Source organism: Candidatus Neoehrlichia procyonis str. RAC413 (genome assembly GCF_000964795.1).
In the GTDB taxonomy this organism is placed as follows: domain Bacteria; phylum Pseudomonadota; class Alphaproteobacteria; order Rickettsiales; family Anaplasmataceae; genus Neoehrlichia; species Neoehrlichia procyonis.
This window is the reverse complement of sequence record NZ_LANX01000001.1, coordinates 1,056,941-1,069,846: the sequence shown is the minus strand read 5'-3', so window position 1 is coordinate 1,069,846 and position 12,906 is coordinate 1,056,941. Positions and strand designations below refer to the sequence as shown.

At 29.0% G+C, this 12,906-nt stretch carries 11 protein-coding genes; 5 read left to right on the top strand and 6 right to left on the bottom strand.

The window, feature by feature from the left end; translation table 11 throughout:
- Both rpsI and rplM read right to left on the bottom strand, forming a co-directional pair.
- Positions 1-447: a 30S ribosomal protein S9 gene (gene rpsI, locus NLO413_RS04025; protein WP_045809200.1), complete on the bottom strand. Its 447-nt coding sequence runs from the start codon at positions 445-447 to the stop codon at positions 1-3.
- On the bottom strand, positions 447-911 hold the full coding sequence (rplM, locus tag NLO413_RS04020) for a 50S ribosomal protein L13 (RefSeq protein ID WP_045809199.1): 465 nt from the start codon (positions 909-911) through the stop codon (positions 447-449). The genes rpsI and rplM overlap by 1 nt, the downstream gene beginning before the upstream one ends.
- A gap of 154 nt (positions 912-1,065) precedes the next feature.
- Here rplM and NLO413_RS04015 point away from each other — a divergent pair, with 154 nt between their 5' ends.
- Both NLO413_RS04015 and NLO413_RS04010 read left to right on the top strand, forming a co-directional pair.
- On the top strand, positions 1,066-2,292 hold the full coding sequence (locus NLO413_RS04015) for a TolC family protein (RefSeq protein WP_045809198.1): 1,227 nt from the start codon (positions 1,066-1,068) through the stop codon (positions 2,290-2,292).
- A 23-nt stretch (positions 2,293-2,315) separates the two neighbouring features.
- The gene (locus tag NLO413_RS04010; RefSeq protein ID WP_045809197.1) at positions 2,316-2,942 is read left to right on the top strand and encodes a DUF2497 domain-containing protein; all 627 of its coding nucleotides are present in this window, start codon (positions 2,316-2,318) and stop codon (positions 2,940-2,942) included.
- A gap of 111 nt (positions 2,943-3,053) precedes the next feature.
- Here the strand turns inward: NLO413_RS04010 and NLO413_RS04975 are convergent, their stop codons facing one another.
- A complete protein-coding gene (locus tag NLO413_RS04975) occupies positions 3,054-3,179 on the bottom strand; it encodes a hypothetical protein (protein WP_269744831.1) in 126 nt (41 codons plus the stop codon).
- Between the two features lie 803 nt (positions 3,180-3,982).
- On the bottom strand, positions 3,983-5,011 hold the full coding sequence (locus NLO413_RS04005; protein ID WP_045809196.1) for an Mrp/NBP35 family ATP-binding protein: 1,029 nt from the start codon (positions 5,009-5,011) through the stop codon (positions 3,983-3,985).
- Positions 5,012-5,530: 519 nt separating this feature from the next.
- On the opposite strand from NLO413_RS04005, the gene NLO413_RS04000 reads away from it, so the two are divergent.
- Both NLO413_RS04000 and gatC read left to right on the top strand, forming a co-directional pair.
- Positions 5,531-6,484, top strand: a complete 954-nt coding sequence (locus NLO413_RS04000) for a ribose-phosphate diphosphokinase (protein WP_045809195.1) — start codon at positions 5,531-5,533, stop codon at positions 6,482-6,484.
- Entirely contained in the window at positions 6,484-6,825 is a 342-nt protein-coding gene (gene gatC / locus NLO413_RS03995; protein ID WP_084229835.1) for an Asp-tRNA(Asn)/Glu-tRNA(Gln) amidotransferase subunit GatC, read from the top strand. The genes NLO413_RS04000 and gatC overlap by 1 nt, the downstream gene beginning before the upstream one ends.
- Positions 6,826-8,150: 1,325 nt before the next feature.
- Here gatC and acnA read toward each other — a convergent pair.
- The gene (acnA, locus tag NLO413_RS03990) at positions 8,151-10,775 is read right to left on the bottom strand and encodes an aconitate hydratase AcnA (RefSeq protein WP_045809193.1); all 2,625 of its coding nucleotides are present in this window, start codon (positions 10,773-10,775) and stop codon (positions 8,151-8,153) included.
- A gap of 153 nt (positions 10,776-10,928) precedes the next feature.
- Entirely contained in the window at positions 10,929-11,333 is a 405-nt protein-coding gene (apaG, locus tag NLO413_RS03985; RefSeq protein ID WP_045809192.1) for a Co2+/Mg2+ efflux protein ApaG, read from the bottom strand.
- 265 nt (positions 11,334-11,598) lie between these two features.
- On the opposite strand from apaG, the gene NLO413_RS03980 reads away from it, so the two are divergent.
- Complete coding sequence (locus NLO413_RS03980; protein ID WP_045809191.1) at positions 11,599-12,675, top strand: 5-(carboxyamino)imidazole ribonucleotide synthase; 1,077 nt, start codon at positions 11,599-11,601, stop codon at positions 12,673-12,675.
- Positions 12,676-12,906: the final 231 nt, after the last annotated feature.

The following is a 12,906-nucleotide window of genomic DNA, read 5'->3' as shown; positions in this document are numbered from 1 at the left end:
CTATCTCTTAGAAAATTGACACTTTTTCCTTGCCTTATGCTGACCATATTTCTTACGCTCAACAACACGTGAATCTCTTGTTAATAGCCCCGCTTGCTTTAAAATCGTACGTATAGAAGGATTAATATTTTTTAACGCTTTACTTACGCCATGAGCTAAAGCACCAGCCTGTCCTGAAATACCACCACCAGAAACTGTAGCATTGACATCATAACACCCAGCAGTAGAGGTAACACTAAATGGAAAGTAGACTCTTCTACACAAAGTACTACGCTTAAAGTATTGGGACAACTCCATACCATTAACCGTTACTTTTCCACTACCAGCCTTTAACCACACCCTTGCTACTGATTCCTTTCTTTTACCTGTACCATAAGAACGACCATGAGAATCTACTTTAGGCTTTTCAGACTGGTAATTGCGCACTCCATCACTATTATTTATCATTATACCTCCACTTTATTTTTTACGTTCATTTGCAGGAAGTTCAGCTCTATAGGTTTTTGTGCACAATGTTTATGTACCGGCCCACAATAAACATATAAATTCTTAAAACGGCTACGCGCCATAGGCCCATCGCCTATCATACGAGCAACAGCCATTTTTAACACGCGATCAAACCGCCCAGACTTAGATAACTCGGCTGGTGTACAGCTCTTGAGTCCTCCAGGATAACCTGTATGTCTATAATAAATCTTATTCTTCAGTTTATTACCAGTAAACTTCACTTTTTCTGCATTAATAACTATCACATTATCTCCACAATCCATGTGAGGGGTATACTCAGGCTTATTTTTGCCACGCAAAATAGTAGCAATAAAAGCAGCTAATCTACCAACTACAGCACCATCCGCATTAATAACAACCCATCGCTTCTTTACTTGTTGAGCCTTTAAAGAAAAAGTCTTCATTGATACCTAAGTATTTACAAAATTACCCTATAATCTACTAGCATAATTTATCATTGTCAAGAAGCTCATGATTATAACATTTTTAAATTTAGATATTGTAAGTACAATTGTTTTGCATAATACTCAATAAATATAAAATAAATTCATAAATTACATGTATAAGGTCACGCTTTTATTCTTAACTTTTATAATTTTCGCAACAAATGCGCATAGTACATCACTAAATGATGCTTTAATTAAAGCACTAACAAACAACCCAAGTATAAAGGCTAATTTCTATGAAACGTTAGGGAATAAAAAACAAATTTTCACCTCCAACATATCTGCATTTTTACCAAATATTACTTACTTCGTTCGCTCTACAAGCAATAGCATAAATAGTATTAGTATTCCCAATAAAGACAAAACCATGGGTATAGCGCTGTCACAATCATTTAGTATGACAGCATTATCAGCATTACAGCAATCTCATTATTTATTTGGAATTCAAGATTTAAACTTCTTGTTAAAAAAGCAGGACATTCTACTAAATGCAATAAAAGCATACATAAATGTTTTAACTACAACTGAAGTGTATAAGCTTAATCAAAATAATGAAAAAATACTAAAACAGCATTTGCTTACTGCTCAAAAGCGTTTTGATGTTGGAGAAATAACAAAAACTGATGTGTCAAAAGCTCAGGTACGATTATCACTTGCTGTATCAGATACTATAAAAGCACGTGGCGATATGAAAACTGCTGAAGCTAATTATTTTCATATTATTGGAGAACAACCAATTAATCTCCATTATCCAAACAGCTCGCTTGTCACTCCTGTAACTTTAGAAGATACATTGAAACTCGCTAAACAAAATAATATTACTTTAAAATTAGCGTATTACGCCTACAAATTAGCTAAAAAAGATGTGCTCACAACACTTACCAAATCCTTGCCTTCCTTAAGTGTTACAGCTAACCTAGCATCCCCATTTAACACTTCAGATTATACAAGTAATGTTGATCTTCAAATATCATTACCAATATTTCAGAAAGGTATTAATATTATGGCCATTGAGCAATCACATGTTACTCGAAAACAAAAAATGTACGCATATTATGAAGCTTTAAAATCCATAGAGGAATCTGTTATATTAATCTGGGAAAATTTATCCACTGCTAAATCTATCCTACAATCAGCAAAAGATTCTATGAAATATGCAACAGTAGTGTTAAAAAGTGTACAAGAAGAAGCCAAATTAAATCTTAGAACAATTCTTGATGTTTCAGATGCCGAGCAAGAATTACTCAAAGCTAAAGTAAACTTAATTAATGCTCAAAACAGTATAATCATAAATCAATACAATTTACTTGCTTTAATTGGGCAATTCAATATTAATTAAAAACTAACTAACTAATTATAATTATGAGTGATGAATCCAGCAACTTCCTATCAATTAAAGATATTATCAATGGTATAAAAAAAATTATGGCCAGTAGTGATAAACAAATAGAACAAAATACAGAAATAATACATCTAGAAAATCCTGAGAATGTACTAGAGCTTAACAAACACAACTTTGATCCGTATAGTATACTTAGCAGCATAGATAACACCTTACGTTCTATAATTGAACAAACTACTAATCAACATAATATAAAATCCAATACTACAGCCATTGATGCATCAACATATGATAATAACTCCTCAATTAATAATCCATCTGAATTCTTAAAATCAATGAATCTAACTGAAAATTCTTCACTAACAATTCAAGAAAATGCATCAAAGACTCAGCACGATATAACAAATTTTTCTTTAATATCCGAAAAAAATATTACTACTACTACTGAAGAAATAAAAAAATTAATTAATCAAATCCATAAATCTCAGAAACCTGTCAATAACTCAAATATAACTATAGAAGAACTAATAATAAATATATTAAAACCAGAATTATCAAAATGGCTTAATAAAAACCTACATAAATTAGTCAAAAATATTATCGAAAAAGAAATTAGTCAGTTAATTAACAATGCTAGATCTCAATAATATTAAATTTTTTAAGTCTTAACATGTTACAATTGAATCTATTTACATATATTCTTCAATGAAATTTTCGATAATAATAACTGCTTTTTATATTTGTCGAATTCTACTGATTCAATTTTTTCCAAACATTAAATCTAATGTATTATAATCCCCCTTCAATGTGTAACCTATGATAACAACTCTATCATCGCAAGATGGTAAGCTTTCATCACTATATAACGGTAATTTACTTTGCATTTACAAATTGTTTTACCAATTATAAGATATCACAAACATGCACATAATTTAGTCAATTCTTTTGAAAGACTAAAGCCTTAAAGAAGTTTTTGATATACTAAACCAAAATTCCTTTATCAGTTTACTAATACCTTATTACTATCACAATTTAATAAGTTACAACATTAACTACCTATAAAGTATAATTATCAATCTTTAAATTTACTTACAAAAAGTATATCTTTGACATTATTATAATACTAGAAAGCCCATATATAACTTATAGACTCATTAACTTATTACTTATATACCCCTCTGTAAAAACACTTAATCATCACTAATAAACATACATTATATAACTAAGCCAAAATAATAAAGCACATTACAACTAACACTTCACTTATTGAATATATACTTAACTTTAAACTCTCAAAAATACTTATAATAGCTTGTTTGCAGGATAATGTTGTAAGTTTTTCATACCTAAAGCCTTGTGGTGCAATAGCTATAATAGGCAAATTTTCTAACTTTAAATATAAATAGACTTTTCTAGAACTTTAAAATTGTATAATACATTAAACTTATCATTAGCAAAAAAATATAAAAGTAAGCAATTATCAAACTTTAATTTGCTTTCAAACACAATATCTTATTACAAAATCATACAAATAACCAAACTTACATTCATAAAAATAGAACAATATTCTCAGTAACTCATTAAGCACTAAAATAGGTAAATACATATTCTATGCTAATTATTTACTTCTACTGTCCAGTAGATCAAAACATAAATCTATACGTTAATTTTAAAAAATTTATCTTTTTTAACTATAAATACTCTTTAAACTATGTAATATATTGACAGTTATAGAATCGTACGCTTCCAGCAAATCTTGACTTAATAATAATGGATTTCCTTTCTCTGATGACTCACAAATTTGTGGATCTATTATTATCTCCCCAAGAAATGTAATATTATTCACTTTTGCAACTTTTTGAACTCCTTTTTCCCCAAAAAGATAAGTTTTATTTCCTGATATCTTATCAAAAAAATAACTCATGTTTTCCACCATACCTATTATTGGAATCATCATAATTTTTAACATATTATACATTTTAATTAATTCCATAACTGATAACTCCTGAGGAGTTGAAACTAATACTACGCCTGTAATACTAAATTTAGTAAAAAGACTAATATGTATATCACCTGTGCCAGGAGGAGTATCAACTATTAAATAATCTATATTCTTCCACTCTGTACCTACCATAAGTTTATATATAACCTTTGTTAACATTGGACCACGCCACATTACTGCTTTTTCTTTATCTATAATATATCCAATTGACATGGTTTGAAGTCCATATCCTTCCAAAGGAATCATCTTACCATCGCAATTTACTTCTACATTACCAGAAATATTCAAAAGTTGTGGTATCGATGGACCATAAATATCAGCATCAACTAATGCAACCTTATGCCCCATCCTTAATAAAGATAATGCTATATGTAAAGCAACTGTAGACTTACCTACACCACCTTTTCCTGAAGCAATTAGTATAATATTTTTTACTCCATCAACTAATAACTCTGATTGTGTAGTATTATCTATAACTGACGCAATACTTACATTCCCAACTTCTTTAATATTATCTTTTATGGCTTCCTTACACTTTTCTATTAATTGTCGTTTTCGTATTGCTTGTGTTTTATTAGCAAATTCCAATGCAAAACTAACATTATTACCGCATATTACAATTGAGGATACTATGCCTAGTTTAACAATATTTTGATTTACTTCATAATCAACAACAGATTCTAAAGCCTTAAGAATATTACTTTTATTTATCACATATTTCTCACAAAATATAATAATATAACAAAAATATCAATTCACTAATTAAAACATCCACCAAAAAACATTCCCATATTTGTAGAAACTAACAAAAAATCCTTAATACTTTATAATAGTAAAATAAGAAAGTAATATTATCTCAATAACACACTGTAAAAAGGCATAAATCATTTGATAAAATTTACCCCAAAGTAACATTTTAAGATTTTTCATTATATCTTATCTACAAAAATACATTATACATACAATATCACCCTCTACTTAACAACACACTAAACATTGCAGTTATATAATATATTGAATCTCTTAATTACTATACTTTTTAAATATACAACAATATTAAATATACGTTCTACATTTCCTTAAAGCTATACACCTCTAAAACATTTTTATCATTACACATTTAATGCAATAACAAAAGTATAAGTTTATAATTAAATATATACATAAATACCTATTTACTTTTGTTACGGCTTTTATTATCATTCTTACTTAGCCAATTAAAATAATATTAATATGTTAATAATATCTGGGACCTCTAATACCCCTCTAGCAACAAGTATATCAAATATGACAGGAATAAAACTGATCAATACCGTTATCTCAAAATTCTCAGATCAAGAGATTAACGTAGAAGTAGAAAGTGATATTTCTGATCAAAATAAACATGTTATAATTATACAGTCATTATCTTACCCTTCTAATGATAATTTAGTTGAGCTAATGCTATTGACTGATGCTGCTACAAGAGCTTTAAATCCACGAAAAATAACAGCCATAATACCTTATTTTTGTTATGCTAGACAAGATAGGTTAACTTCTCGAAAAATTAATAATCAACTAATGGTACCCGCTATTAGTGCTAAAGTCATTGCAAAAGTGTTAGAATCCAGCAATATCAGTAACATTATTACTATTGATTTACACTCTAAACAATCAGAAGGCTTTTTTAATATTCCAGTAACAAACTTAACTTGTAATAATATTTTTATTGAAGATATAATCGCACACAGCGCACTAGATAAACTAGTGATTGTATCACCTGACTGTGGATCCTTAAATAGAGTAAGAAACTTTACAAGAATTCTATCAAATACATGTAAAACACAATCTATACAATCAGCAATGATTGATAAATATAGAGAATGCCCTGGTATTTCCGAAGTAATGTACGTATTAGGTGATGTAAGAGATAAACATTGTATAATAATAGATGATATAATTGATTCTGGTGGAACATTGTGCAATGCTGCAATAGCACTAAAAAATAGAGGAGCTGTTCAAGTAGACAGCTATATTACACATGGTGTTTTATCCGGTAAAGCAGTAGATACAATATGTAATTCAGAACTTGACAAATTAATCATAACTGATACCATAAAAAACGCTACTTTTGAAGGTCATGATAAAATTAAGATTAAATCTGTAAGTAGTTTTCTGAGCCAGTATATCATATCTAACTTAGTATAATGATGAAAGAACATTTAAGAAATAACAAGCCTTTCTGTCAGGCACAATCTCCTGAAGAAAATATTAGCACAGAAAAACTTTTAGAGGTTGCAAAATTAGTAAAGATTAGGCTATCAAATGACGAGACTAAATATTATGCTAATCAACTGGCAAAAGTAGTAAATTGGGTCAATGTTATTGCACAAGTAGATACAAATAATGTTCCACCAATGCGTTATGGCAATCCTTTTCAAAAATTAATTTCACGTAAAGATATTGTAAATGATGGCAATATTAAAGATCAAATATTATACAATACTAAGTCAAAATATGGATATTTTGTAGTACCAAAAGTTATATAAATATGTAGTTTTTAACAGAAGTTGCTTAAAATACAGGTTTTAGATAGTATAAAAGGGTTATACAATTACAATAGCTGCAATGTTAAACCAAAATAACTATACTAGTCATAATATTTTGATATTACAAATATAATTGCATTACATCATAACAGGATATATAGGTTAAAAAATAAGCTATTAATAAAATGTTCAACTTCTTTTACAATTCAAATCATAATAAAGGCAATAAATGCCAGAAATATACACAATACGCATTATTTAACAAAGTTTAAATCATATACACACACAATATAGGCTACTAATAAGTATAAGCAATACTTAAAATTATATACAAAATATTTTGCAAAACTTACTTATTAATAAAGTCTCGATAATCTAATTATCGCTTCAGTACCTTATTGTTAAGTCTTACTTCAAATATTTAATTATCTTATACTATGATAATCATATTTTGAAACATATACAGTTGTGCATTAGTATTAAAAATAACATAATATCCCTAGCTTCCTAAAAATGACATGTTTTTCTACAGAAATATTTAGTAAAAATGTTATTATTAATTGCATATTGTTCTTTTTAAACATGAAAGGACTATAAGTATTTGTTGATATGTCATTTCTATACATTGCATAACATTTATACAATAATCCTGAATTACAAGATCATTAGTAATAAAATGATCCAAACTAACCTCGGTAACATATAATTCAATTAGGCAAAATAACTAATAATAAAGCATACTTTATACTAACTATATCAAGTCTATTTTCTTATATCATAAGATCAATAATTATAAAAAATTACTAACACTTTTACCAAGGGTATAAAAAATATTATATATAAAGTAACAATAAAAACCTAATTAACCCGCATATTAATAAATAATATTATAGAAGCATACAATACATATCTTAAAGTTAGTACTTATAAAAATCCACTAAAAGTGTACTCTTATATGGATAGATCCCTATCACTAACGCTTTCAGCAATAAAACCGCAATTATATCTACTTATCATACCTTTTAACTTACCAGAAATATAATCTAAAAAATAAAATTGTTATTTTTCTTCTTTGTCATATCAACTAATTAATTATGAAAATCACTTAATTTTTTTCATGTCCTAAATCAATAAAGAAAACTATTACATACTTTATGACAAGATTTGTACCCATAGTAAAAAATTAATTTCTATCACATACTACTATCTTGATTTTATATCACAACTTAAATTGCTTATTACTCTACAGTTATTTATTACAAATAAAATAATTTATTTTTATCTCAAACAATAAAATTATATTACACTTTTGGACAATAACACTTTTATTCGTTCATAATCTTCAATAAGACATAATTCATTACTCCACCTGCAATAAAATAATCAATTTCATTTATAGTATTAAGTTGGCATCTTAACTTAATGTTTTGCGTAACATTATTCTTTCTTACAATAATGCAACTAATATCCTGTTGTATACCTACTGAACCCATAATACTAATTACTTCATCACCACATAATTGCAAGCTTTTTCTTGTTTGCCCATCTTTAAATGTTAGCGGCAGTATTCCCATCCCTATCAGGTTAGATCTATGTATACGTTCAAAGCTCTCAGCTATAATCGCTTTAACCCCCAATAAAAAAGTTCCTTTTGCAGCCCAATCTCTACTAGAACCACTACCATAATCCTTTCCTGCAATTACAACCAACGGCACACCCTTTTGTTGATATAGCATAGATGCATCAAATATTGCCATCTTTTTGTTTGTAGGAACATGCAATGTAAAACCACCTTCAACACCATCCAACATCTCATTTTTGATACGAATATTTGCAAAAGTTCCACGAACCATAACACTATGGTTACCTCTTCTGGAACCATAAGAGTTGAAATCCTGTACTCGAATATTATTCTGCATTAAAAAACGACCAGAAACACTATCACATGAAATATTACCGGCAGGAGAAATGTGATCTGTTGTTATATTATCACCTAGTAACATAAGTATTCTTGCATTCTGTATATTAAGCTCTTTACTATATTTATTACCACTCACAACTAAATTATCAAAATACGGAGGATTTTGTATATATGTACTATTAACATCCCATTTATAGGTAACCTCATCCACAGATTCAATATCCTGCCAGGATTTATTACCCTCAAAAACACTACTATACTTCTCAATAAACATCTCCCGTGAAATAAATTTACTAATAATATCACTAATCTCTTTATTAGAAGGCCAAATATCATGTAAATAAATACCCCTTCCCTGATTATCTTGACATATAGGATCTCTAGTAATATCTATATCAACAGTACCAGCTAGTGCATACACTACAACCAAAGGTGGTGATGCTAAGTAATTAGCCTTTACAAGAGCATGTATCCTACCTTCAAAATTACGATTACCTGATAATACTGCAGTAGCTATTATATTATTATTTCTTATATCTTGCTCTATATTTTCTGCTAAAGGTCCAGAATTACCTATGCAAGTTGTACATCCATAACCTACAATGTTAAATCCTAACGCATCCAAATCATCTTGTAAATTTGATAATTTCAAATATTCCATAACTACTTGCGACCCCGGGGCTAGTGAAGTTTTAACCCATGGTTTAGACTTAGCACCAAGTTTATTAGCTTTACGAGCTACAAGTCCTGCAGCAATCATAACACCAGGATTTGACGTATTAGTACAACTTGTAATTGCAGCAATAACCACATCTCCATGCTTTATTGATGACTTTACTTGAACATTTTTTGTAACATTAAAATCATATAATGTTTTAGATATTTGAGATATCAACACCTTATCTTGGGGTCTTTTTGGACCAGATACTACTGCTTGTACTTCAGATAAATCAAACTCTATATTATCAGAATACAACATCTCATCGCAATAATTGTACCATAAATATTGTTCCTTTGCATACGCTTCTACTAGATCTATTAGTATAGAATTTCGACCTGTTATATCCAAATAATCCAGAGTATTTTGATCTATAGGGAAAAATCCACATGTAGCACCATATTCAGGAGACATATTTGCAATAGTTGCACGATCAAAAACTGATAATGTCTTAAGACCATCACCATAAAATTCAATTAACTTACCAACAACTCCTTTTTTCCTCAAAATATCAGTAATAGTTAATACCATATCGGTTGCTGTAACACCTTCTGACAATTTACCAGTAAGCTTAAATCCTATTACCTTTGGCACTTGCATAGTAATTGGCTGCCCCAACATTACTGCTTCAGCTTCTATACCACCTACACCCCATCCTAAAACTGATAATCCGTTAATCATGGTTGTATGACTATCAGTACCAATAACTGTATCTGGATATACACATGTGTCATTACTCCATATAACTTGAGCTAAGTATTCCAAATTTACTTGATGACATATTCCTATTCCAGGAGGGACGACACGAAAATTACTAAATGCTTTCTTTCCCCACTTAAGAAATTGATACCGTTCTATATTTCTATGCATTTCAATATCAGCGTTTTTTGCAGAAGAATCTTTCGATCCATAAGAATCTACCTGTACAGAATGATCTATAATCAAATCAACACAAGTTTTAGGATTAATGATCCTAGGGTCTCTGCCATTTTTTTTTACATAATCCCGCATTGCTGCTAAATCCACCACTGCAGGCACACCTGTAAAATCTTGCATTAAAACTCGCGCTGGCATAAAACTTATTTCACCATTTATGCTATTTAAAAGTTCAGGTAACCGTTCTATGTCATTACGTGTTACATTATAACCATCCTCATTACGTAATAAATTCTCAAACAAAATCTTAGTTATAACCGGTAATTTTTTATAATTTAATCCTAGTTTTTTACTTGCAGCTTTAATACTAAAGTAATTATAAGAGCAACCTTTAACATTTAGCTTCTTTTGTACACACAAAGAATCCAAAGACATAATCAACCTTTTATTTAACTTTTTTCACTAGAATAAAATTTACTAACAATGCATAGCTACAAACAGAATGTACAAAACACTACTCAACAAAATACAATTATTCAAAAGAAAACACTATGCAAGCAACCCTAGCCAACACTTATTCAACAAAACTTAATTTGGCTTAACATTATCATATGGACTATCTAAAGAAAAAGTCGGTATATCTACATAAAAAACTTGAGCTGCATTTTCATCCATAAATTGATATTCTCCATGCATAATACCTGAAGGCGTATTAAGGTATGCACCACTAGTATACTCAAAAAACTCACCTGGTTTTAATATAGGCTGCTTACCTACTACTCCAGAACCTGTTATTTCATTAATAACACCTCTAGAATCTATAATCTTCCAGTTGCGACGCAAAAGCTGCACCGTTGACTCACTTTTATTTTTAATCTTAATACTATAAAGCCATATATAGCAATTCTCATGCGGAACTGATTGTTCTTCCAAATAACTTGGAATTACCTCTACTTCTATTGATTTTGTTACACTATAGTATTGAAAGACCATTGCTATTACACCCCTTTATAATAACTATAATACATCTTTTTAACAGTTGACACAATACCTATTAAATAAAAACCCAAATTGTATAATGGTTCTAAACTATTAATAGAACATTTACATAAATAAGTAAATATAATCCTTATATTTTACAAAACTTACATATTTACTAATACAATTATCAATACAGTAATTTTTTTACGAAATTACTCAACCCTTGAATAAAAGATAATTCATGTATAATAATAATTATTTACAAGATTATTAATTTATGTCACACAATCTAAGCATCCTTCCAGGCTCAATTATTGGTATCATAGGTGGAGGACAACTTGGAAAAATGATAGCCATGTCCGCTGCACAATTAGGATATAAAACTCATATATTTACAAACAATATTAATGGCCCTGCGGCTCAAGTTAGTAACAAAGTTACTGTTGCAAATTTTAATAATTATGAAAAACTAACCTCGTTTGCATCAAGCGTAGATGTAGCTACAATAGAATTTGAAAATATTGACAGTAATGTTATTGACATAATACAACAAAAAACTCAAATTTATCCTAGTAAAAAAATTCTATCTATTGCACAGAATAGAATTAAAGAAAAAATGCACATGCAACAACTTGGCATAAGCACTGTAGATTTTGCAATTGTCAGTGATTACAAAAATCTAGTGCATCATGCAAATATTCTCGGCTACCCTCTAGTACTTAAAACAGCAACATTAGGATATGATGGTAAAGGACAATATGTTATTAAAAATCAAAATGATTTAAAGCAATTACTACATTTAGACTGGTCCCAGGAATATATTTTAGAGAAATTTATTAAAATTTATAAGGAAATCTCTTCAATAATTGTTACAGAAATTAACAATACCTCAGAATTTTTTCCAATAGCAGAAAATTACCACATAAATGGTATATTAGATAAATCAATTGTTCCTGCAAAAATAAATCAAAATATATATAAGCAAGCACAAATGATAACCTTAAAAATTGCTCAATCTTTAAGTTTAGTTGGTATATTAACAGTAGAATTTTTTATAACACACGAATATAAACTCTTAGTAAATGAAATAGCACCACGTCCTCATAATTCTGGCCACTGGAGTTTAGACGCATGTAATATAAGCCAATTTGAACAATTAATATATGCAATATGCGGATTACCATTAAAGCCTATCAAGCTACTCTTTCCGTGCATTATGCAAAATATATTGGGAAAAAACATACATAACTATAATAGCCACATAAACAAGCCAAACTATCGTTTTACTATATATGGAAAAGAAGAAGCCCATGACAATAGAAAAATGGGGCATATAAATATTCTAGAATACTAAGTCATCATACACAAACATATAAGGAAATTCATAATTTTACTATTTCTATGACAAGTACATAATTGTTAATACTATTAATCATAAAAACAATAACAATTATTCTATTCACAACTACAAAAATGCTCATTTCATTGTCCATCTTATAGCACTAACACTATTAATAAATTCTTCATAAGTATATAAAATCTTTATTTGCAACGTTTATAAACAAACACAGTACTATAAATATAA

What these genes read in the sequence shown, in the direction of transcription:
- rpsI (WP_045809200.1), bottom strand. Translation starts at nt 447, where the DNA reads ATGATAAATAATAGTGATGGAGTGCGCAATTACCAGTCTGAAAAGCCT.
- rplM (WP_045809199.1), bottom strand. Translation starts at nt 911, where the DNA reads ATGAAGACTTTTTCTTTAAAGGCTCAACAAGTAAAGAAGCGATGGGTT.
- NLO413_RS04015 (WP_045809198.1), top strand. Translation starts at nt 1,066, where the DNA reads ATGTATAAGGTCACGCTTTTATTCTTAACTTTTATAATTTTCGCAACA.
- NLO413_RS04010 (WP_045809197.1), top strand. Translation starts at nt 2,316, where the DNA reads ATGAGTGATGAATCCAGCAACTTCCTATCAATTAAAGATATTATCAAT.
- NLO413_RS04975 (WP_269744831.1), bottom strand. Translation starts at nt 3,179, where the DNA reads ATGCAAAGTAAATTACCGTTATATAGTGATGAAAGCTTACCATCTTGC.
- NLO413_RS04000 (WP_045809195.1), top strand. Translation starts at nt 5,531, where the DNA reads ATGTTAATAATATCTGGGACCTCTAATACCCCTCTAGCAACAAGTATA.
- gatC (WP_084229835.1), top strand. Translation starts at nt 6,484, where the DNA reads ATGATGAAAGAACATTTAAGAAATAACAAGCCTTTCTGTCAGGCACAA.
- acnA (WP_045809193.1), bottom strand. Translation starts at nt 10,775, where the DNA reads ATGTCTTTGGATTCTTTGTGTGTACAAAAGAAGCTAAATGTTAAAGGT.
- apaG (WP_045809192.1), bottom strand. Translation starts at nt 11,333, where the DNA reads ATGGTCTTTCAATACTATAGTGTAACAAAATCAATAGAAGTAGAGGTA.
- NLO413_RS03980 (WP_045809191.1), top strand. Translation starts at nt 11,599, where the DNA reads ATGTCACACAATCTAAGCATCCTTCCAGGCTCAATTATTGGTATCATA.